This is a genomic window from Emticicia sp. 21SJ11W-3 (assembly GCF_024138715.1).
Classification (GTDB): Bacteria; Bacteroidota; Bacteroidia; order Cytophagales; family Spirosomataceae; genus Emticicia; species Emticicia fluvialis.
The window spans coordinates 2,520,291-2,543,143 of the sequence record NZ_CP092074.1 but is presented as its reverse complement, the minus strand read 5'-3'; the positions used below and the strand labels follow the sequence as shown (position 1 = coordinate 2,543,143).

At 42.9% G+C, this 22,853-nt stretch carries 18 protein-coding genes; 10 read left to right on the top strand and 8 right to left on the bottom strand.

Features of this window, described 5'->3' with window-relative positions; genetic code table 11:
* Nucleotides 1–23 precede the first annotated feature (23 nt).
* Nucleotides 24–2,291: an aconitate hydratase gene (locus MB380_RS10765; RefSeq protein ID WP_253535401.1), complete on the bottom strand. Its 2,268-nt coding sequence runs from the start codon at nucleotides 2,289–2,291 to the stop codon at nucleotides 24–26.
* 306 nt (nucleotides 2,292–2,597) lie between these two features.
* Between MB380_RS10765 and topA the strand changes: the two genes are divergently transcribed.
* Genes topA through MB380_RS10750 form a run of 3 tightly spaced genes read left to right on the top strand, consistent with a single transcriptional unit; the run spans nucleotide 2,598 to nucleotide 6,907 of the window.
* Nucleotides 2,598–5,066, top strand: coding sequence for a type I DNA topoisomerase (gene topA, locus MB380_RS10760; RefSeq protein ID WP_253535399.1), 2,469 nt, complete (start codon nucleotides 2,598–2,600; stop codon nucleotides 5,064–5,066).
* Nucleotides 5,067–5,094: 28 nt separating this feature from the next.
* Entirely contained in the window at nucleotides 5,095–5,790 is a 696-nt protein-coding gene (locus MB380_RS10755) for a Sir2 family NAD-dependent protein deacetylase (protein ID WP_253535397.1), read from the top strand.
* Nucleotides 5,791–5,812: 22 nt separating this feature from the next.
* Nucleotides 5,813–6,907, top strand: a complete 1,095-nt coding sequence (locus MB380_RS10750; RefSeq protein ID WP_253535395.1) for a serine hydrolase — start codon at nucleotides 5,813–5,815, stop codon at nucleotides 6,905–6,907.
* 52 nt (nucleotides 6,908–6,959) lie between these two features.
* Here MB380_RS10750 and trxA read toward each other — a convergent pair whose 3' ends face one another.
* On the bottom strand, nucleotides 6,960–7,286 hold the full coding sequence (gene trxA / locus MB380_RS10745; protein ID WP_101726996.1) for a thioredoxin: 327 nt from the start codon (nucleotides 7,284–7,286) through the stop codon (nucleotides 6,960–6,962).
* Nucleotides 7,287–7,389: 103 nt separating this feature from the next.
* Complete coding sequence (gene dnaE, locus MB380_RS10740) at nucleotides 7,390–10,974, bottom strand: DNA polymerase III subunit alpha (protein ID WP_253535393.1); 3,585 nt, start codon at nucleotides 10,972–10,974, stop codon at nucleotides 7,390–7,392.
* 262 nt (nucleotides 10,975–11,236) lie between these two features.
* Between dnaE and MB380_RS10735 the strand changes: the two genes are divergently transcribed.
* The 4 genes from MB380_RS10735 to rplT all read left to right on the top strand — a co-directional run bounded on the left by MB380_RS10735 (nucleotide 11,237) and on the right by rplT (nucleotide 14,268).
* On the top strand, nucleotides 11,237–12,256 hold the full coding sequence (locus MB380_RS10735; RefSeq protein WP_253535391.1) for a bifunctional heptose 7-phosphate kinase/heptose 1-phosphate adenyltransferase: 1,020 nt from the start codon (nucleotides 11,237–11,239) through the stop codon (nucleotides 12,254–12,256).
* Nucleotides 12,257–12,270: 14 nt separating this feature from the next.
* Nucleotides 12,271–13,548, top strand: coding sequence for an AGE family epimerase/isomerase (locus MB380_RS10730; RefSeq protein WP_253535390.1), 1,278 nt, complete (start codon nucleotides 12,271–12,273; stop codon nucleotides 13,546–13,548).
* Nucleotides 13,549–13,617: 69 nt separating this feature from the next.
* Entirely contained in the window at nucleotides 13,618–13,812 is a 195-nt protein-coding gene (gene rpmI / locus MB380_RS10725; protein ID WP_101727000.1) for a 50S ribosomal protein L35, read from the top strand.
* 111 nt (nucleotides 13,813–13,923) lie between these two features.
* The gene (rplT, locus tag MB380_RS10720; RefSeq protein ID WP_253535389.1) at nucleotides 13,924–14,268 is read left to right on the top strand and encodes a 50S ribosomal protein L20; all 345 of its coding nucleotides are present in this window, start codon (nucleotides 13,924–13,926) and stop codon (nucleotides 14,266–14,268) included.
* A gap of 68 nt (nucleotides 14,269–14,336) precedes the next feature.
* On the opposite strand, the gene MB380_RS10715 is transcribed toward rplT, so the two are convergent.
* The gene (locus MB380_RS10715) at nucleotides 14,337–14,792 is read right to left on the bottom strand and encodes a nuclease A inhibitor family protein (RefSeq protein ID WP_253535388.1); all 456 of its coding nucleotides are present in this window, start codon (nucleotides 14,790–14,792) and stop codon (nucleotides 14,337–14,339) included.
* Between the two features lie 421 nt (nucleotides 14,793–15,213).
* Here MB380_RS10715 and dnaK point away from each other — a divergent pair, with 421 nt between their 5' ends.
* Both dnaK and MB380_RS10705 read left to right on the top strand, forming a co-directional pair.
* Complete coding sequence (gene dnaK / locus MB380_RS10710; protein ID WP_253535387.1) at nucleotides 15,214–17,112, top strand: molecular chaperone DnaK; 1,899 nt, start codon at nucleotides 15,214–15,216, stop codon at nucleotides 17,110–17,112.
* A gap of 201 nt (nucleotides 17,113–17,313) precedes the next feature.
* Nucleotides 17,314–18,720: a Gfo/Idh/MocA family protein gene (locus MB380_RS10705; protein ID WP_253535386.1), complete on the top strand. Its 1,407-nt coding sequence runs from the start codon at nucleotides 17,314–17,316 to the stop codon at nucleotides 18,718–18,720.
* Nucleotides 18,721–18,793: 73 nt separating this feature from the next.
* Here the strand turns inward: MB380_RS10705 and MB380_RS10700 are convergent, their stop codons facing one another.
* The 3 genes from MB380_RS10700 to trpS are packed head-to-tail and all read right to left on the bottom strand — an operon-like array spanning nucleotide 18,794 to nucleotide 20,782.
* Nucleotides 18,794–19,219 carry a DUF2147 domain-containing protein gene (locus MB380_RS10700; protein WP_253535385.1) on the bottom strand — a complete coding sequence of 142 codons (426 nt, stop codon included), beginning with the start codon at nucleotides 19,217–19,219 and terminating at the stop codon, nucleotides 18,794–18,796.
* Nucleotides 19,220–19,233: 14 nt separating this feature from the next.
* Entirely contained in the window at nucleotides 19,234–19,806 is a 573-nt protein-coding gene (locus MB380_RS10695; protein WP_253535384.1) for a phosphatase PAP2 family protein, read from the bottom strand.
* Between the two features lies 1 nt (nucleotide 19,807).
* A complete protein-coding gene (gene trpS, locus MB380_RS10690) occupies nucleotides 19,808–20,782 on the bottom strand; it encodes a tryptophan--tRNA ligase (protein WP_253535383.1) in 975 nt (324 codons plus the stop codon).
* A gap of 62 nt (nucleotides 20,783–20,844) precedes the next feature.
* On the opposite strand from trpS, the gene MB380_RS10685 reads away from it, so the two are divergent.
* Nucleotides 20,845–21,513, top strand: a complete 669-nt coding sequence (locus tag MB380_RS10685; RefSeq protein WP_253535381.1) for a DUF2461 domain-containing protein — start codon at nucleotides 20,845–20,847, stop codon at nucleotides 21,511–21,513.
* Here MB380_RS10685 and MB380_RS10680 read toward each other — a convergent pair.
* Nucleotides 21,510–22,703: an aspartate aminotransferase family protein gene (locus tag MB380_RS10680; RefSeq protein ID WP_253535379.1), complete on the bottom strand. Its 1,194-nt coding sequence runs from the start codon at nucleotides 22,701–22,703 to the stop codon at nucleotides 21,510–21,512. The two genes, MB380_RS10685 and MB380_RS10680, sit on opposite strands and share 4 nt — an antisense overlap.
* Nucleotides 22,704–22,853: the final 150 nt, after the last annotated feature.

Here is a 22,853-nt window from a genome sequence, read left to right as displayed (position 1 = left end):
TTTACAATGTATTACGCATCTTATTAGGCAACTTCTGCTGCAATCAGATTCAACGCCGAACCAGCCTTGAACCATTCAATCTGGCTCGCGTTGTAGGTATGGTTCAACTTGATTTCATCTTTCGAACCGTTGGCATGGTGCGCTACCAGTGTTAAAGGTACTCCTTCAGCAAAGGTGGTCAGGCCAAGAATATCAAAAGTATCATCTTCCTGAATCTTATCGTAGTCTTCAGGGTTGGCAAAAGTCAATGCCAGCATCCCTTGTTTTTTCAGGTTGGTTTCGTGAATACGCGCAAATGAACGTACAACAATGGCACGCACACCCAGGTGGCGTGGTTCCATAGCGGCATGCTCACGAGACGAACCTTCACCGTAGTTTTCGTCGCCCACTACAATAGTGCCAATTCCGGCAGCTTTGTAGGCACGTTGTACGGTTGGTACTTCACCGTATTGGCCGGTTATCTGGTTCTTAACCGTATTGGCTGAGCCGTTAGCAAAGTTAATGGCACCAATCAACAGGTTATTAGAAATATTATCCAGGTGACCACGGTATTTCAACCATGGGCCAGCCATAGAAATATGGTCAGTTGTACATTTACCTTTGGCTTTTATCAACAATTTCAGGCCGGTAAGGTCGGTACCTTCCCATGCTTTGAAAGGCTCTAACAATTGCAGACGGTCAGATGTCGGGCTTACTGCAACTTTTACTTTGCTACCGTCTTTTTTAGGTTTCTGGTATCCGGCATCTTTCACATCAAAGCCCATAGGAGGCAATTCAACACCCTGAGGTGCATCCAGTTTTACCTGCTCACCTTTTTCGTTAAGTAAAGTATCTTTCAAAGGGTTGAAAGTCAGGCTACCTGCAATGGCAAATGCGGTAACTATTTCCGGTGATGCCACAAACGCGTGTGTGTTTGGGTTACCATCGGCACGTTTCGCAAAGTTTCTGTTAAATGAGGTAATGATTGAGTTACGCTCGCCTTTTTCAGCGCCATGGCGCGCCCATTGGCCAATACAAGGCCCACAGGCATTAGCAAGTACTACCCCGCCAATAGAATTGAAGGTATCAAGTATACCGTCTCTTTCGGCAGTGTAACGCACCAGCTCAGAACCAGGAGTGATGGTGAACTCAGATTTTGCCAAAATATGTTTTGAAGCCGCCTGTGCTGCAACAGATGCCGCGCGGGTCATGTCTTCATAAGATGAGTTTGTACATGAGCCAATCAAGCCTACATCCAGTTTCTCAGGCCATTTGTTTTTCTTAACGGCTTTGGCAAATTTAGAAAGAGGCCAGGCAAGGTCTGGTGTGAACGGACCATTGATACGCGGCTCCAATCTTGAAAGATTAATTTCAATTACCTGGTCGTAGTAAGCTTCAGGATTATCGATACACTCCTGGTCAGGGCGTAACAAATCTTTAATGCCATTGGCCAGAGAAGCTACTTTGGCACGGCCAGTGGCTTTTAGATAAGCCGCCATTTTGCGGTCATAACCAAATAAAGAGGTAGTTGCACCAATTTCGGCACCCATGTTACAGATAGTACCTTTACCGGTTGCCGAAAGGCTGTCTGCGCCTTTACCAATATATTCAACAATATAACCTGTTCCACCTTTAACAGTCAGGCGGCCTGCCACTTCAAGAATTACATCTTTTGGTGCTGCCCATCCTTTCAGTTTTCCGGTTAATTTAACGCCAATCAGTTTAGGCATTTTCAGTTCCCATGCCAGGCCAGACATTACGTCGCAGGCATCGGCACCACCTACACCAATAGCAACCATACCCAAACCACCGGCATTTGGCGTGTGAGAGTCGGTACCAATCATCATACCACCCGGAAAAGCATAGTTTTCAATCACAACCTGGTGAATGATACCCGCACCGGCTTTCCAGAAACCAATGCCATATTTATTTGAAACAGAAGAAAGGAAATCGTATACTTCTTTATTTTTTTCGTTGGCAACTCTCAAATCTTCTGCCGCGCCTACTTTTGCCTGAATCAGGTGGTCGCAGTGTACAGTAGAAGGAACAGCAACTTTTGGGCGTCCGGTAGTCATAAACTGCAATAATGCCATCTGTGCGGTAGCATCTTGCATGGCTACGCGGTCAGGAGCAAAATCAACATAGTCTACGCCTCTGCTATACGTTTTTGCAGGGTTTCCCTCCCACAAGTGAGAATAAAGGATTTTTTCCGCTAAAGTAAGAGGTCTACCTACTAATTTTCGAGCGGCCTCTACTCTTTCGGGCATTCGAGCATAGACGCTCTTAATCATATCTAAATCAAAAACTGCCATTTGTTAAAGAAATTTTTAAATGTTAAAAACTCAAATACGGATTGTATAGATGAGGATTGCGCCAAAATTACAAAACATCGTCAAATTTTGAATAGTAATTTATTAAATATTGCTAAAAATATATATCTAAACGCATATCACTGCCATTAATCTTCCGAGCCATCTATTTAATAAACCTCAAACCACTGCATTTTTGTTCAAAACTTATCGGTTTTAGATTTTTTTATTAAAATTTCCAAAACTTTTGTATTCTCTTTTGCATTAATATCTTAATATCGCACAAAATTTAAAATTGAAGACCAAAGAATGTCAAAAAACTTAGTCATAGTTGAGTCCCCTGCAAAAGCAAAAACCATAGAAGGTTATCTTGGAAAAGATTTTATTGTGAAATCAAGTTTTGGCCATGTCAGAGATTTGCCTGAAAAAGAACTGGGCATTGATATAAATAAAAACTTCGCTCCTAAATACACTATTTCTGCCGATAAAACGAAGGTTATAAACGAACTGAAGAAAATTGCCAAAGAATCGGAAACCGTATGGCTGGCAACTGACGACGACCGTGAGGGAGAAGCCATATCATGGCATCTGAAAGAGTCGTTAGGCCTGAAAGACAGCACGCCGAGAATTGTTTTCAGAGAAATTACAAAAAAAGCCATTACCAATGCCATTGAGAACCCCCGCACCATTGATATGGACCTGGTGAATGCACAGCAGGCACGGAGGATTCTGGACCGCCTCGTGGGCTTTGAATTGTCGCCGGTTTTATGGCAGAAAATCAGAACCGGCGAACGCACCAATCTATCTGCCGGAAGGGTGCAGTCGGTGGCAGTGCGTTTAATTGTAGAGCGTGAAAGAGAAATTGATGGCCACAATTCAAAATCTTCATTTAAGGTAGTAGCGCAGTTTCTGGTTGAAAAGGGCAAAGTTCTGAACGCCGAATTACCAAAAAACTTTGAAACCGAAGAGCAGGCAAGAACTTTTCTTGAAAAATGCCGTAACGCCATCTTTACCATCAAAAACCTGGAGGTAAAGCCAGGTAAAAAATCTCCGGCAGCGCCATTTACTACTTCTACTTTGCAACAGGAGGCCTCTCGTAAATTAGGTTTTTCTGTATTGCAGACCATGACAGTGGCCCAGAAACTCTATGAATCGGGTAAAATCTCATACATGAGAACAGACTCGACCAACTTGTCGGGCGAGGCCATTGAAAAAGCAAAAGCCCAGATTGAGGCCGCTTATGGCGATAAATACGTAAAGGTACGCCAGTATAAAACCAAGAGTGAGTCGGCTCAGGAAGCCCACGAAGCCATCAGGCCAACCGATTTCAGCAGAGAAAAAGTGGATGGCGACAGAAACGAGCAACGCTTGTATGATTTAATCTGGAAACGCTCTATTGCTTCTCAGATGGCAGATGCCGAACTGGAAAGAACCATTGCTACCATTGGGATATCAACCACAGCTGAAGAATTAGTGGCTACCGGTGAAGTAATAAAATTTGATGGTTTTCTAAAAGTATATCTCGAATCGAGCGACGATGAAGACGAAGAAAGCAAAGGTATGCTGCCTCCGTTAACTATCGGGCAACTGCTTGACCTCTCAGAAATGAAAGCCACCGAACGATTCTCGAAACCGGCTGCCAGATACACCGAGGCCAGTCTGGTTAAAAAACTGGAAGAAATGGGAATCGGGCGGCCCTCTACCTATGCCCCTACTATTTCAACCATCATCAAGCGGAATTACGTTGTAAAAGAAGACAGGCCGGGTAAAGAACGTACATTCAGAGAGTTTTCGCTGAAAAATAATAACATAACCGAAAAAGTAGGAAAAGAGACCTACGGAACCGAAAAAGCCAAGTTGTTCCCCACAAACATCGGCATTGTGGTAAATGATTTTCTGGTTGAGAATTTTGATGACGTGATTGACTTCTCGTTTACAGCCAATGTTGAAAAAGACTTTGATAAGGTGGCCGACGGCAAAGTACAATGGCAAAAAATGATTGGTGATTTTTATAAGGATTTTCATCATAAAGTAGAGCAGGCAGACAACGCAAAAGCCACCAAAGGCGCCCGTGAACTGGGCGTTGACCCACGCACAGGCAAAAATGTATCGGTTAAAATAGGTAAGTTTGGCCCATATGTGCAACTGGGTGATAATACCGACGAAGAAAAGCCTGTTTTTGCCAGCCTGCTGAAAAGCCAGCTGGTAGATAATATTACGCTTGAAGATGCCCTTGCTTTGCTTGATATGCCCAAACTACCGCGTGAGGTAGGTTTCTATGAAGATAAACCATTGGTAGTGGCTGTTGGTAAATTCGGGCCGTATATCAGGCATGACGATAAGTTCTATAACCTTGAAAAAAGCGAAGACCCATATCTGGTTACTGAACAACGGGCTATTGAAATTATTGAAGCTAAACGCAACAGCGGTGATTTGTCTCAACCTAAAGACCTGGGTATCTATGAAGGCCTGGCCGTTAATGTAGGTAAAGGCCGCTTTGGCTTTTATGTGAAACATGGCGACAAGTACTATAACATTGATAAAACCATTAAAGCTGCCGAAGTAGATATTGACCAGGCAATTGAGATAATTAAAGCCAAAAAAGCAGCAGAAAGCAGTAAGATTATCAAGGAGTTTCCGGAGAACACCAGCATACAGGTACTGAACGGCCAGTATGGGCCTTACATTAAAGCGGGCAAAAGAAATGTAAAAATACCGAAAGGCACCGACCCGGCGTCGCTAACATTAGAAGACTGCCTGAAACTGGCCAACGGTTAATTCAGTTTATGGCACTTACCCCATTGTAATGAAAAAACTGGTTGTTTTAACAGGAGCCGGCATTAGTGCCGAAAGCGGTTTGAAGACCTTCAGAGACAGTGGGGGTTTGTGGGAAAACCATAGCATTGAAGATGTAGCTACGCCCAGGGGCTGGGCCAAAAACCCTGCGCTTGTATTGCAGTTTTATAACGAGCGCCGCGCCAAAGCATTTGAAGCCCGGCCCAATGCCGGCCACCTTGCATTGGTTGCCTTGGAAAAATATTTTGAGGTATGCATTATTACCCAAAACGTTGACAATCTGCACGAGAAGGCGGGTTCTACTCATGTACTACATCTGCATGGCGAACTCAGCAAGGTGAGAAGTGTCATGAACAAAAACCTGATTACCGATATAGGCGGTAAAGCCATTTATTTAGGAGACTTAGCCGAAGACGGGCATCAGCTTCGCCCTCATATTGTTTGGTTTGAAGAAGAAGTACCCATGATAGAACCTGCTGCGGCAATAGCCTCAGAAGCTGATATTTTTGTTGTTGTGGGTACATCTTTACAGGTTTATCCGGCAGCGGGGCTAATCTACTCAGTAGGTAAATCTGTACCAAAATTCATCGTCGACCCTTTTACGCCCGAAGAAGCAGGTAATCATAAAAACCTGACTTACATCGTAGAAACCGCAACGGTAGGCGTGCCTAAACTGGCAGAAATACTTATCAGAGATTTTCAATAGCCAACCCGGCAAACGTAGCTCCATGAAAAAAATCATTGTCTTTCTACTAATGGCTCAGATGGTGTATGCCCAAAACTTTACCCAAAAAATTGATTCGCTACTTAAAAGCCACACTGAAAAAGACGGGGCCGGAATGGCCGTTATGATTATTAAGGCGGGTAAACCCATCTATAAAGACGGTTTCGGACTGGCTGATGTTGCTACCCGAACGCCAATTACAGCACAAACCAGTTTCAGAATGGCCTCGGTATCCAAGCAGTTTACAGCCGCTTGCATTATTCTGCTTGAAAACCGAGGAAAACTGCGTTATGAAGACAACCTGCTGACATTTTTTCCTGATTTTAATAAACAAACAGGCAGTAAAATAAAGATAAAACACCTGCTGACACATACTTCAGGTATAACAGACTACGAAGCCCTTATACCACCGAACCAGCAACTGCAAATACTGGATGCGGATGTGCTGCAAATGTTAAAAAGCCAATCTAAAACCTATTTTGAGGCTGGTAGTAAGTTCAGATACAGTAATTCGGGCTTTTGCCTGCTTCAACAAATCATTGAAAAGGTATCCGGGCAGAATTTTGTAACCTTTATCAAAGCAAACATCTTTGAGCCGCTAGGTTTGCAAAATACCACCATTTATGAAACCGGCAGACCCATACCCAACCGGGCAATGGGTTATGCACGTAATAAAGAAGGCAAGTTGTTTTTTGCAGACCAGAGCATTACAAGCGCCACCAAAGGCGATGGTTGTGTATATACCTCTTTAGAAGATTATGAAAAATGGTATAATGCCTTATTGAACAACCAACTGTTTAACACCGAAGCCGAACTTAAAAAAATCAACTATAAAATAGAAGATGTAAAAGACATCAGCTATGGCCTGGGCTGGTTTAACGGAAAAGGCAACAATGGTCTGGAGTTATATCATACCGGTAGTACCTGCGGTTTCAGCAATGTGGTTAACATGGTGCCGGGCAGTAAATTTCTGTTTGTCTACTTCTCAAACATAGCAGATAACCATGCCCTTGAAGAGCCGATTAGAGACCTTCTGAAAACAGAGAAGATTGATGATACCACAGTTGATTTTGAAAAGGCGTTGAGCCTGACCAACTAATACAAAAAAAGCCCGGCTCAATAAAGAACCGGGCTAAACTTTGAATCTATTTTCAGTTCAATTGCGCTTCCAATTTAGAAGTAAGAATGTGTTTCGGAACGGCTCCTACAATTTTATCAACCATCTGACCATTTTTGAAAATCATCAGTGTAGGAATAGAACGGATACCGAAGTTCATCGGAACATTAGAGTTTGCATCAACGTCCATTTTACCGATAATTGCTTTACCTTCATAGTCGCCTGCCATTTCTTCAACAACCGGGCCAATCATCTTACATGGTCCGCACCACTCTGCCCAAAAATCAACTAATACAGGTTTGTCAGAGTTAATCAGTTCAGCAAAATTTGCGTCCGTGATTTCAATTGCTTTATGTGCCATTTTTTATTGAATTTATACCCTTTGACTACTATTGGCAAAAGGTTTTTAAGGTTTAAATTTTGTTCTTACAGGTCTAACAAAACCGCGTTTCAGAAAAGTTCCATCAGGCGAAAACAACATTTTCATCACCTACAATTTTCCTGAGTTCCTTCACGAAATCGTTGGTTGAAGCCACTTTAGACTTGCGCGACAACAGTAAGACATCTAACCTTTCATCGGCATCATGTACAGATAACTTGAAGTCGAACGTACCCGGAAAGCGCGAAGTAGCTGCATCTATTTCTTCAATAAGCCCTGCATTAATTTGCTGCAAACCAATAATGATTTTTATCTCTTTAAACATCTTGTTGCGTAATTCGCTTAGCAGCTCCATGTTCAAAGGTTTAAAGTCCCATTCTCCTTCCCTGCCCCATTTGTTTTGCAGTTTGCCTCTGATGAACAAAAACAGCCCCATGTTCAGGAATTTCGAGAAATTGACGTAGTCTTGCCCGAACAGCATCATCTCCATGCTTGAGTTGTAATCTTCCAGTTTCAGAATACCAAACGGGTTACCGTTTTTGGATTGCTTGTGCTGCACCGATGATACCACCCCGCCTATGGTTATTTCTTTATTGAGATTATTTGCATCAAAGACCTGGTCAAGCGGCACACAACGTTTCATTTCCATCGAGAATTCATCCAGCGGATGCCCTGAAATGTAAAACCCAACCACATCTTTTTCAAATTTCAGCTTCTGAATATCACCCCACTCTTCGGTTGGAGCAATTTTAGGTCTGGCAATATCAAAACCGCTTCCACCCACGGCACCAAACAAAGAATTTTGCCCGGCAGAGGCGTTCTCATGAAATTTATTGGCATATCTGATAAGCTTTTCAATCAGCGAAGTGCCGTCAGAATCATCAAAATATTGTGCCCGGTGTAATTCAGTAAAGCAGTCAAAAGCCCCGGCATAAGCAAAAGATTCCAGTGTCTTTTTGTTAACGGTTCTCAGGTTAACACGTGTTATAAAATCAAAAATATCGGTAAATGCACCACCTTTGGTTCGTTCTTCAATTACGGCATCTACGGCGGCATCGCCGGTACCTTTAATGCCACCCATACCAAAGCGTATTTCTCCTTTTTTGTTAACACTGAACTGCTTGTGCGACTCGTTTACGTCAGGCCCCAGAATAGGCAGGCCAATGGCCCGGCACTCTTCCATAAAGAAGGTTATCTTATCAATATTACCTAATTGAGACGTTAACACGGCCGCCATGTATTCTGACGGATAATGGGCTTTCAGATAGGCTGTCTGATACGCCACAAACGCATAACAGGTAGAGTGCGACTTGTTAAAGGCATAAGAAGCGAAGGCTTCCCAGTCGGTCCATATTTTTTCAAGTACTTTTTCAGGATGCCCCTTGGCTTTGGCTCCTTCCAGAAACTGCGGTTTCAGTTTATCAAGTGTCTTCCGGTCTTTTTTACCCATTGCTTTCCGCAAAACGTCGGCATCTCCTTTAGAGAACCCGGCCAGTTTCTGCGACAACAACATTACCTGTTCCTGATAAACCGTAATACCGTAGGTTTCACCCAGATACTCCTCCATGTCTGGCAAGTCGTAGGTTACTTCTTCCCGGCCATGCTTACGGTTAATAAAATTCGGAATGTACGCAATAGGCCCCGGGCGATACAGGGCATTCATGGCAATGAGGTCATCCAGGCGGTCAGGTTTCAGGTCTTTCATGTATTTTTTCATACCGTCAGACTCAAACTGGAATACCGCATTGGTCTCCCCTCTCTGAAACAACTCATAAGTTAACTTATCATCCAGAGGGATACTGTCAATATCAATTTCCACGCCATGATTCTCCTTAATCATCCGCAGGCAGTCCTTAATAATGGTCAGGTTTCGCAGACCCAGAAAGTCCATCTTGATAACCCCGGCATCTTCAATAATTTTGCCCTCATATTGGGTTATCAGCAGGTCAGAATCTTTAGAGGTAGAAACCGGCAGAATATTATACAATGCTTCGGGCGCAATAATAATACCCGCAGCATGTATTCCGGTATTACGTACGGTTCCTTCCAGTTTTTCGGCCTGCTGCAATACTTTGGCTGTCAGGTCAGCGCCATTATACATGGCCCGCACTTTCTTCACATTTTCAATCTCATCGGGTTGTAAACCTAATTCAGAAAGACTTTTGGGGCCGTCAAGCGGATAATGTATCAGTTTCTGAAAATCAATACCATAAGTAGGTTTATCGGGTATCAGCTTGGCAATGTAGTTGGCGTCAGCCAATGGTAATTCCATAACACGGGCCACATCTTTAATAGACGATTTCGTGGCCATCGTACCATAAGTAATAATCTGCGCAACCTGATTTTTGGTGTATTTCTGCACAACATAGTCAATCACCTTCTGGCGGCCTTCATCATCAAAGTCGGTATCAATATCGGGCATTGATTTCCGGTCAGGGTTCAGGAAACGCTCAAAAAGCAGATTGTATTTAATGGGGTCAATATTGGTAATACCAATGCAATAGGCCACGGCGCTACCAGCGGCGCTACCCCGGCCGGGGCCTATCATAACACCCAGGTCTCGCCCGGCCTTGATAAAGTCAGATACTATCAGAAAGTACCCCGCAAAACCCATTGATTTGATGGTGAAGAGCTCAAAATCAAGGCGTTCCTGAACTTCTACCCCTATTTCGCCATAGCGTTTCATGGCGCCTTCGTAGGTCAGGTGTTTCAGGTACTCCCACTGGTTCATCACATCATCTGCGTGAATCTTAAATTCCGGAGGAATCGGGAAATTCGGCAACATGATGTCTCGCTTCAGTTTGAGCGTTTCAACTTTATCTACAATCTCGTTTGTGTTATCAATTGACTCCGGCAGGTCATGAAACAAGGTCGACATCTCCTGAGTTGTCTTGAAATAAAACTGGTCGTTGTAGAACGCAAACCGCGTATCTCTTGAAGAAGACTCGTCATCATTAAACTCCTTGGCAGAAGGTGTCGACAGTTTTTCGTTGGTATTAACACAAAGCAGAATATCGTGTGCCACCCAGTCTTGCTGGTCTACATAGTGGCTATCGTTGGAGGCAATGATTTTTACCCCATACTTTTTGGCAAACTTCACCAGCACCTCGTTTACCTTAATTTGCTCCGGAATATCATGTCGTTGAATCTCCACATAATAATCTTCGCCGAATCTGTCCAGCCACCACCTGAACTCCTTTTCTCCCTCTTCTTCACCCTTCCTCAAAATGGCTTTGGGTACCGACGCCCCAATACAGCAGGTCGTAGCTATAAGCCCCTCTTTATATTGCTCAATTAAAGCCTTGGTAACCCTCGGAAACTTTCCATAAAGGCCTTCAATGTAGCCTAAAGAGCAAAGTTTGGTCAGGTTTTTATATCCGGTGGCATTTTTGGCCAGTAATAACTGATGGAAACGCTGGTCTTTCTGTTCTTTGGTAAACTGCTTGCGGGTGTGGTCTTCTACTACATAAAACTCGCAGCCAACAATGGGCTTTACGTTATACTTGCCGGCAGTGGCCACAAAGTCAAACACCCCAAACATATTGCCGTGGTCTGTAATAGCCATAGCGGGCATATTGTCGGCCTGTGCTTTGGCAAACAATTTTTTAATATCTGAGGCGCCGTCGAGTAATGAAAACTGCGTGTGGTTATGTAAATGAGAAAACTGCATAGTAGGTTTTTAACTGATTCAATCACACTAAATTAACTAAAATATCTGAATGAGAACCGAATATTTTTGAAGCAAATGATAAAACCCTGAATATCAATAGTCGGTTTTTATAAATTTTAAGTCTTTAAAAGGAACAGTTATCCGGCCTGAGAAGTTTTCAGTTTTTTTTGATTTCTATTCAGACTTTTTTTAGCAATTTTACCGCCTCCATCTATTTTGTATTTTTATAATAAAACTTTGCAAGAATTTAATATCCTGACTGATGCCTGTTAATATAAGTGAAATTGAGGCCATATTTAAAAACATTAGTAAACTTCGGATAGGCGTAATTGGCGACTTCGCTGTCGACTTTTATTATGATATTAATTATAATACGAAGGAATTTTCGGTTGAAACAGGAAAAGAGGTGTTTTGGGCAAGTAAGCCTCACTCGTCTTTAGGAGCGGCCGGAAACGTAGTTAATAACCTGAGCGCCCTGGGCGTAAACGACATCAGGGTGTTTGGCTGTGTTGGAGACGATATTTATGGCCGAGAAATGCTGAGTCTGTTCAACGCTATTGGTGTTAACACCCGGTTTCTGAAAGTTCTGGCTGAAGACTGGGACACCTGTACTTATACCAAGCCTATGTCTGACGACGGAGAATCTAACCGGTTGGATTTTGGCACAAACAACCAGTTAGCCAATCACCTGTTTGATGAATTACTAGCCACTTTAGGCGATTCTCTTCCTGAACTAGACGTTTTAATTATTAATCAGCAGTTTCCAAACCCCTTGTTAAATCCGCAGCGGATAGCCCTTCTTAATCAGTTAATTGCTGGTTTTCCGCAATGCTTGTTTGTATCAGACCTGCGGGCTTATGGCTATTGCATCAAAAATACGATACTGAAAGTAAATACCGAAGAAATGGCAAAGCTATTGGGTATTAAACATATCAACGAAGCTGATGAAAACGCCTGCATTACCCACGGCAAAGCGTTGCAGTCGCTCATCGGCGACAGCCTCATTGTTACCCGCGGCGAATACGGCATATTGTATATAGACGAACACGAAACTAAAAATGTAAAAGCGATTCCGATTACCGGCGAGATTGACACCGTTGGTGCCGGAGATACCGTAGTGGCTGCATTTTCTGCAACCAGAGGTTCAGGGGCAACCATTGAGCAATCGCTTGAAATTGCCAACCTGGCCGCTGCCGTAACCGTGCAGAAACTCAGACAAACTGGCACGGCTAGTCCATCAGAAATCCTAAACGTTTATCATAAGTATTCAACCCTTAATTAATCAATTATAAACCTATGTACTCAAAAGAGACTGCGCTGCAACTGCGCAACGAAATAAAAGACTACCTGAATACAGGCCTGCTGCCTTTCTGGATTAAAAGAACAGTTGATAATCAATATGGAGGTTTTCTGACACACTTTGATCAATATGGTAATGACTCAGGCGAAGACGAAAAATCATTGATAGCCCAAAGCCGCTCGGTGTTTACTTATTCGTCTGCCCACAGAGCCGGATACGGTGATGGTAAGCTGGCCGAAATGGCACGTCATGGGGTAGATTTTCTTTTGAACAAAATGTGGGACGAAGAGTATGGCGGTTTCTACTGGATGGTGAACCGCAAAGGTGAAGTTACCTGCGACGAGAAAATTTTGTACGGCCACAGCTTTGTAATTTACAGCTTAAGTGAATATACCCTGGCAACCGGCGACCCACGCGGCCGTGAGTATGCCGAAAAAGTATTTGACTTATTGCAGGTGCATGCAGTAGATACCTACTATGGCGGCTATTGGGAAATGTTTTTAAGAAACTGGGACTTAAAAGGCCCTGGCGCTGCCGGTGGAGACCGCAAGACACTCGATGCCCACATGCACTTAATGGAGGCCTTTACCACCCTTTATGAGTGCACAGGCAAGCAGGTGCATCGTCGTAAGTTGCTTGAAATAATAGAATTGCTAACAACTAAGGTAATGCACCCACAATATGGCACGGGTATTCCGCAGTTCTGGGCTGACTGGTCGGTGGCACCGCAGATTAAATTTGATATTGTATGGGGTTGGGACCGCTTTACGGAAGACGGACAAAAAGCCGCCGCCGAAGACAACACCAGCTATGGCCACAATTCAGAGTTTGCGTGGTTACTCATGCACGCACTGGATATTCTGGGCCTACCTTATGACACCCATCGCGAGCAGATTATAAAATCTTTCAATCACTCGGTAACTTATGGCATCGACTGGGAGTTTGGCGGCGTTTATGTAGAGGGTTCTCATGCCGGCGAGGTGTATGACCGCGAGAAAGAATTCTGGCAACAGGCCGAAATGCTGATTGGTATGCTGGATGCCTTCAGATACCTGAAAGACGAAAAATATTGGGCGGCCTACGTAAACGTACATCGTTTTGTGTTTGATAAAATGATTAACCATGAACTGGGAGAATGGTGGCCTTTAATGACCCGCCAGGGTGTGCCTATCTGGAAGCACATGAGCCATTCGTGGAAGATAAACTATCATGATGTACGCTCTATGGTACAATCTGTGGTGCGATTAGACAAGATTTTGAACTCAAATTTGTAAAAACAAGATTTCTATTGTATTTTTGCACCCCAATTTACTTTTTTTGTTCAATACTTAAAGTTCAATACAATGCCAAAACAAAAAACCAATTCTGGAGCAAAAAAACGCTTCAAAATTACAGGTACAGGCAAAATCAAGCGTAAACACGCTTTTCATAGCCACATCCTGACAAAAAAATCTAATAAACGTAAAAGAAACCTGGTTTCAGCTACGCTTGTTAGCCCGGCAGATACCAACCGTATCGAGTCGTTATTAAGTATGTAATGGTAGTCTGTGTAAGACTCTTACAATGGTTCAATTGTTTCACCCGATGAATGGCACCAAAGAGTAAAGATGTAAATCTGAACCGCCAAAGTCAAAAAACTAAAAATTAAAATGCCTAGAAGTGTAAATCACGTTGCCTCAAGAGCAAGACGTAAAAAAGTTTTAAAATTAGCCAAAGGCTATTACGGACGTCGTAAGAACGTTTGGACGGTTGCTAAAAACGCCGTTGAAAAAGGTTTGGTATATGCTTATGAAGGTCGTAAGCAAAAGAAAAGAAGTTACCGTCGTTTATGGATTGTCCGTATCAACGCAGGGGTTCGTCCGTTAGGAATGTCATACTCTGTATTGATTGACAAACTAAACAAGGCTGGTATTGAATTGAACAGAAAAGTATTGGCCGACTTGGCTTTGAACCACCCTGACGCGTTCAGAGCTGTAGTTGAGAAAGTAAAATAAGAAGCAGGTTTAAATCTGTAATAAGGAGGTATCAATTTCATTGGTACCTCTTTTTTTGTGGCAGTTTGTCAGCTTTCAATAATCAGGGTTTTTAGCCCTTTCCATTTGCCATCGGCATCTTTGCCAATCAGGTAGGCCTCAATTTCTACCCTGCCCGCGCGCAGGTATTCCAGCTCGGTCAGATTTTCTTCCATAATCTTTTTTATGGTTGCAAACTTTTCAGCGCGTTCAATTTCATTATCAGTCCACCAGTCTTGTTTATTGAGTACCACGTCAAAAAACTTTTCCCAGGGCATTGTTTCTACTCTTTCGGTGGCAGGCAGCCCAATGTATTTTCTGAAAAGAATAGTATTAAACGGGGCCTGATGGTCGGCCTGCCAGTCAATAACTTTTAGCCTTTCATCAGACTCACTGGGGTATAACAATCCTTCCACACATTCTTTCAGCATGTCTACAACTGACTTTCTGGCCAATGCGGCTTCTCTTGAAGATTCAGCAGGGTTACGGTTAATTTTTGTTTCCATTGTTTACGCTTTTTGAAAGCATGAGGAACTGACAAAGTATAGCTATTTATTAATATGGTCTAAAAGTAACTAAAAATAATAAGATTATATTGAAATAGGCTAACAAAATAAATAAAAAATTAAAATTTACTTATGTGGCCGAATCCCCCCGGCACCAGGGCTGATTCATACTTATCAGGTAAGCATTGTTTTTTTTTGCTTTATTTCAACAGCTGCTGACTTAAATGTACATAAGAGATGCGTCAATGGCAGATTTACTGATGAAAGATTGGAGAAGCATTGGCCAAAAAATCTTATTGATGGCCGCCTACTCTACTGACATACTGCCAATCTGTCAGTTTTTTCTGCCAAATAAGTGCTTGGCACGTCCATTGATGAAATAGAGTTAAACTATTCTGAATTAATTTACTGAAATATCAATATGGGAAAAATTATTGGAATTGACTTAGGAACAACAAACTCATGTGTGGCTGTAATGGAAGGTAATGAACCAGTGGTTATTGCCAACAGTGAAGGTGCCCGCACAACTCCTTCAATCGTTGCGTTTTTAGAAAATGGTGAGAAAAAAGTAGGTGCTCCTGCTAAGCGTCAGGCTATCACCAATCCTAAAAATACAATTCAATCTGTTAAACGTTTCATGGGTAAACGTTTCAATGAGGTTAGTGCAGAAATGAAAACAATTGCCTATGATGTAGAGCAGGGTGCAAACAACACGCCGCGTGTCCGCATAGGTGACCGCCAATATACTCCTCAGGAAATCTCGGCTTTCATTCTTCAGAAAATGAAACAAACCGCCGAAGATTATCTGGGAACAACCGTGAGCGAAGCCGTTATTACGGTTCCTGCTTACTTTAACGATGCTGAGCGTCAGGCCACTAAAGAGGCGGGTATCATTGCAGGTCTTGATGTAAAACGTATCATAAACGAGCCTACAGCCGCAGCATTGGCCTATGGCCTTGACAAACAAGGCAAAGACATGACCGTTGCCGTGTTTGACTTAGGTGGTGGTACATTCGATATCTCGGTTCTTGAATTAGGTGATGGCGTATTTGAAGTTAAAGCAACCGACGGCGATACGCATTTAGGTGGCGATGACTTTGACCAGGTGATTATCGAATGGCTTGCCGATGAATTTAAAAAAGATGAAGGCATTGATTTACGTCAGGATGCCATGGCGCTTCAACGTTTGAAAGAAGCAGCCGAAAGAGCTAAAATAGAGTTGTCAAGCTCAACTCAGACAGAAATCAACCTGCCTTATATCTTCCCGGTAAATGGTATTCCAAAACACCTGGTAAGATCTTTAAGCCGTGCCAAATTTGAACAACTGGCTGATAGCCTTATCCAAAGAGCTATGGAGCCTTGCCGCAGAGCCATTAAAAACTCAGGCTTAAATGTAAATGATATCGACGAAGTGATTCTGGTTGGTGGTTCAACCCGTATCCCTCGCGTTCAGGAAGAAGTTGAGAAGTTCTTTGGTAAAAAACCATCGAAGAGCGTAAACCCTGACGAAGCCGTAGCCATTGGCGCTGCCATTCAGGGTGGTGTATTAACAGGCGAAGTAAAAGACATTCTTTTGCTGGACGTTATCCCGCTTTCATTAGGTATCGAAACCATGGGCGGCGTGTTCACCAAAATGATTGAAGCCAATACAACGATTCCGACCAAGAAAAACGAAGTGTTCTCAACCGCAGCCGATAACCAGCCGTCTGTTGAGTTGCATATCTTACAAGGCGAACGCCCAATGGCATCGCAAAACCGTACGTTAGGTCGTTTCCACCTAGACGGAATACCACCGGCACCACGCGGAGTACCTCAGATTGAAGTAACTTTTGACGTAGACGCCAACGGTATCCTGAACGTAACGGCCAAAGATAAAGGTACTGGTAAAGAGCAAAAAATCCGTATCGAGGCATCGTCTGGCTTGTCAGACGCCGAAATCCAGAAAATGCGAGATGAAGCCAAAGCTAACGAAGAAGCCGACAAGATTGAAAAAGAGAAAATTGAAAAAGTAAATGCGGCCGATGCGATGATTTTCAGCACCGAAAAACAATTGAAAGAATACGGCGACAAGTTATCGGCAGGTAATAAATCGGCTATCGAAGGTGCGTTGGCAGAGCTAAAAGCTGCTCATGGTACCAGAGACCTTGCCGCAATTGATGCCGCTATGGAGAAAATAAACACGGCATGGCAGGCTGCATCGCAAGAGATTTATGCGGCTGGCGCTGCACCAACCGGCGAGCCGACAGCCAGCGCAGGCGGCGCAACCGGTGGCAGTAACAATGAAGATGTAACAGACGTAAACTACGAAGAAGTAAAATAAGTAGTTACGCATAGTATAACCACTAAAAACTCTCTTGGCAACAAGGGAGTTTTTTTATTGCCCACGCAGAAGAACCCTGCCTGATGCTACATTTTTTTTACGCATCTGCTAATAATATTCATTAATAATGTAAGTTTGCAATAGATACTATTGTTATTAAAAGGTTATTTATTCAATCAGGTAAACCTATAAATCAATTCAATGAAACACGAAAATTCAACCTCACGAAGAAAGTTTTTACAGCAAATTGGTGCAACCAGCTTAGTGGCTGGCGCCACACCGTTTGCATCTTTAGCGAATCAGGAAAAAGCTGAAGAACGCATTTTAACCTATGACAAAAAGTTTACTGCCAACGACAAAGTAAGAATCGGCGTTATTGGCTTTGGTGTTCAGGGGCATTATGACTTGAATTCGGCCCTTAAAGTTCCGGGTGTAGAATTAGCAGGTATTTGCGACCTGTATCCGGGCAGACTCGAAAATGCCAAAGAACTATATGGCAACGACCTTTTTACTACCAGAGATTACAGAGAGATTCTGGATAAAAAAGACATTGACGCCGTTTTAATCTGTACTACTGATATTTGGCATGCCCGCATTACGCAAGACGCATTGGCAAAAGGCAAGCACGTTTACTGCGAAAAACCCATGGTTTATAAAATCAGTGAGGGGTATCCGGTAATGGCTGCCGCCAAAAAATCGGGTAAAGTAGTGCAGATAGGTAGCCAGCGTGTAAGTAGTATTGGCCTGGCAAAAGCAAAAGAACTATTGGCTGCCGGCGAGATAGGTAAACTGAATATGGTTAATGCCGTATATGACAGGCAAAGCTCTATCGGTGCCTGGGAATATACAATTCCGAAAGATGCCAGTGCTGAAACTACCGATTGGGATAAGTTTATATCAGTTACCGGAAAGAAAATACCTTTCGATGCCAAAAAGTTTTTCTGGTGGAGGGCCTTTAAAGAAGTAGGTACCGGTGTGGCAGGAGACCTGTTTATTCACCTGTTGAGTGGCACACACTTTATGACCAATTCTAAAGGACCTGAAACCATAGTAAGTACGGGTCAATTCAGTTATTGGAAAGACGGCCGCGATTTACCCGATGTGATGTCTGGTGTTATGCAGTATCCTGATACAGCCGAGCATGCCGCTTTCCAGTTAACACTTCAGGTAAACTTTATAAGTGGAACAGGCGGACAGGAAGTAACGCGCCTGATTGGCTCAGAAGGAATAATTGATGTACAGGGCAATAACATTACTGTAAAACGCAGCATTATGCCAGAGGCCCCGGGCTTTGGCGGTTATGATTCACTTTTTACATTCTCAAAAAGCATGCGCGAAGAAATGCAGAAAGAGTATGATGCCAAATGGACTGCGGAACAAAGAAAGAAAAGAACAAAACCTGAAATCGTTTTCAGACCACCGGCTGGCTATAATGAACACGTAGATCACTTCACCAATTTCTTTGATGCCATCAGAACAGGAAAACCTGTGGTTGAAGATGCCGAATTTGGCTTCAGAGCTGCCGCTCCTGCCCTGGCTTGCAACGAAAGTTATCTGAGCAAGAAAATTATTAAATGGGACCCCGTTGCCATGAAACTGGTAAAATAAATTTCAGGCATTATTTACACAACAAAGGCTGCCCCAAAAGAGCAGCCTTTGTTGTGTTTATCTTTATTAAAAATTAATCGGCCTTTGTGAAATGCGACGTACGGCCAATGATAGAAATACCTATAAAACCCCTCACATCAAGCCTGGTTGGGCTTGCCAGGGTAAGTTTACACGAATACGTCTTGCCGTTTTTAGGGTCATAAACTTCTCCGTCTTCCCAGGTTCCTTTGCCGGTTTGTTTAAAGTTCTTCAGGTTAACAAGGCCGATGATTGGCCTGCTTCTTAATTTTTCATCCGGATTCTGCTTGTCGGTACGGGGCTTACCGTTTTCTGTTGGATCCTGCAGCCAGACAATCTTACCAAAAATTTTATCTCCCTGTTTAAAAAACTGAATCTTGCCGCTCTTTTCGTCATTATACCAGGTACCCTGTGTAATGTCTTGCGCAAAAGCCAGTTTTGAAATGAAAAGTAAAGTAAAAATTAAAGATAGTTTTTTCATGTTTTCTTAAAATGTTACTTAGTTTCAGAAAGTAATGATTGATTGAATTGGTTAATAATCAGATAAATAATGAGGGTGGTTAACATACCCACCAATGCCCCGGCTAGCAAATCAGTAGGATAATGTACTCCAACATATATACGACTATAAGATACTAAAATTGCCCACGGAATAAGAAAATATTTCCATTTGATGTTCTTCGGGCAAATCAGGATAAACGCCAGCATCAACGCAAAACTATTGGCAGCGTGGCTGGACGCAAAACCATATTGCCCTCCACAACCACCAACTACATGCACCAGATGCCCGATGGTGGGGTCATGGCAGGGCCTGAAACGCGCAAAATACGGCTTCATAAGCCCTGAAGTTATCCGGTCCGACAAACCCACTGCTGCCAGTATAAAAACCAGCTTATAAAAGGCATTAGGCCTTAGTCTGGTAAACAGGTAAAAGATAATAAAAACATAAAGCGGTATCCAGGTCAGCCGGTGCGTTACGGCAAACATAATGGAGTCCCAGAATGGGCTATGAAATCCATTCAGCCATAAAAACCAGCCGTATTCAGCATTCCTGATTGTTTCAATCATATCAATTAAAGCCTAAAACATTGCGTACGTCTTGTATGGTTTTTCTGGCAATTTCACCCGCTTTTTCTTCTCCGGCTTTCAGTTTCTTTTCCAGGGCTTCTTTGTCATCCATATAAAAATTAAACAATTCTCTTTCTTTCTCAAATCTTTTCATAATCAGTTCATACAATGCCTGCTTGGCATGGCCATAGCCATAACCGCCGTTCAGGTAATTCTGGCGCATGGTTTCTACTTCAGTTTCGCTGGCTATTAAAGAATACAGTTTGAAAGTAATATCTGTCTCAGGATTCTTAGGTTCTTCCAGCGGAGTACTATCTGATAGTATTGATTTGATAGATTTCAGCAATTGCTTCTCCGGCAAAAAAATATCAATGTAATTGTTATAAGACTTACTCATTTTTGAACCGTCGGTACCGGGTATCACCATTACAGTTTCATCAATCAATGGCTCTGGTAGTGTTAAAATCTCACCGAAAGTGCGATTAAATGCCGCAGCAATATCTTTTGACATCTCAAGGTGCTGTTTCTGGTCTTTACCAACAGGCACAAAATTGGCATGATACAGCACGATATCGGCCGCTTGAAGCACAGGGTAAGTAAAAAGCCCGGCGTTTACATCAGACAGCCTGTCTGATTTATCTTTGAAAGAATGCGCATTAGCCAGCATCGGATACGGTGTCTGGCAACACAAGTACCACATAAGTTCAGTATGATAACCGGCCAAACGCGACTGACGGTAGAAAAAGTTTTTATCGGCATCAAAACCACAGGCAAGCCATGCCGAAGCCACAGCACGTGTATTTTCGGCAAGCGTTTGCGGGCTTTTCACGGTTGTCATAGAGTGAAGGTCGGCAATGAAAAGAAAAGATTCAGTGCCGGGTTTTTTAGATTGCTCAATTGCAGGTAAAATAGCCCCAAGAATATTACCCAGATGCGGACGGCCACTTGCTTGAATACCTGTCAGAATTCTTGTCATGATTTTATTATAATAGTTTCAATAATTACACCTAATTTGGGGCAAAAATAGACAATTTACCAATGCCTAATCAACATACACTTCAATTTTTAAAAAATCTGGAAGAAAACAATAACCGCGAGTGGTTTCAGGCAAACAGGAAAGATTATGAAATAGCCAAACAAGAGTTTGAACAATTCTGCCAGGAGGTACTCAATGGTTTATGTGCGTTTCAGGAAGATTTATTAAACACCAAAGTAAAAGATTGTATATTCAGAATCAACCGGGACATCCGTTTCTCAAAAGATAAGTCGCCGTATAAAAACCACTTTTCTGCGGCCTTTGGCCCCGGTGGCAGAAATTCGGGCCGGATTGATTTCTATCTGCAGGTTGAAAGCGGCAACCGGTCTTTATTGGGTGGAGGCATGTGGGAACCAACGGCGGCACATCTGGCCAGTTTCAGACAAGAGATTGACTATAACCCCGAACACCTGAAAGGCATAATATTTGATGAAACTTTCAAAAGCTATTACAACCAGGTGTCCGCCCAAAAAGTAAAACTTGTACCCAAAGGCTATACAGCCAATCACCCCGATATTGAGTTACTGAAGTGCAAAACGCTGTTTTATAATCATCAATATCCTGACACCGAAGTTTTCAGCCCCAACTTTGCAAAAGAGGTAGTCAATGGCTGTTTTATACTAAAACCCTACCTCGACTATCTGAACGAACTTTTCTATAATAAAGCCTAGTCAATACTTGCCAGTATTACTTCGCAGGCATGCTTAATTTCGTTTTCGTTAATAATTAAAGGTGGCGCTATGCGCATGGAGTTATCGCAATACAAAAACCAGTCGGTTATTACTCCCTTGCTGATGGCTCTGTCTATAATTGGTTTCAGCACATCAAAGCTTTCAAATTCAACAGCCATCATCAGGCCTTTGTTTCTTATTTCTTTTATTTTAGGGTGAACCAGGTACTGCCTGAAAAGCCCGGCTTTCTTTTCTACGTCAGCCAGCAGGTTCTCGCCAAAAATCGTATTCAATGTGGCCAATGATGCCGCACAGCCTACCGGATGCCCCCCAAATGTGGTAATATGCCCCAATATAGGATTATCTTTAAAAACGCCCATTATCTGGTGCGGAGCAATAAACGCACCGATGGGCATACCACCGCCCATACCTTTGGCACATAGCAAAACATCAGGCACCACCCCGTATTGCTGAAACGCCCAGAAAGACCCGGTTCTTCCGAAGCCAGACTGTACCTCATCAAATATCAGCAACGTACCGGTTTCGGTGCATCGGTCTCTTAATTGCCTTATATAGCCTTCTTCTGCCGGGCAAACGCCAGACTCCCCCCCTACCGGTTCAAAAAACACAGCGGCTGTCTGGTTGGTTATTTTTTCAAGGTCTGCAAACAGGTTTCTTTCAATCTTGCTGATGGACGGCAGCAAAGGCCTGAAATTGGTTTTGAAATGCTCATCACCCAACGACAAAGCCCCTTGCGTAGAACCATGATAAGATTTATGGCATGAAATAATTTCTGGCCTGCCTGTAAATCGCTTTGCCAGTTTCATGGCGCCCTCTACCGCCTCGGTTCCTGAATTGGTAAAGTAAACGTTATCCAACGCATTGCCGCCAGGCGTTTTAAAAGCCTCCAGTGTTTTTACTAATGCCTGTGCCAATAATGTCTGTGGTTGTTGCACGTATTCGCCGTAAACCATCAGGTGCATATATTTATCTACTTGGTCTTTAATGGCCTTCACCACATTGGGGTGCCTGTGGCCAACATTACTTACCCCAATGCCCGATATCAGGTCTATATATTGTTCGCCATTTTTGCCATACAGATATATGCCTTCTGCGCTCTCTATTTCGAGTGCCAGCGGGAAGGCGGACGTCTGCGCTATATTCTGCAAAAATATTTCTCTGTGATTCATCTGATTCGTTGCTGATTATGATGCAAATTTGATACAAAAAAAACTCGCAAGCAAAGCTCGCGAGTTTTACGTACTAACCTATTATTTATGAGTAGATATTTACTCCATCATTTAAAATCTTTATGCTTTCATGGCTTACAGCTTATTATA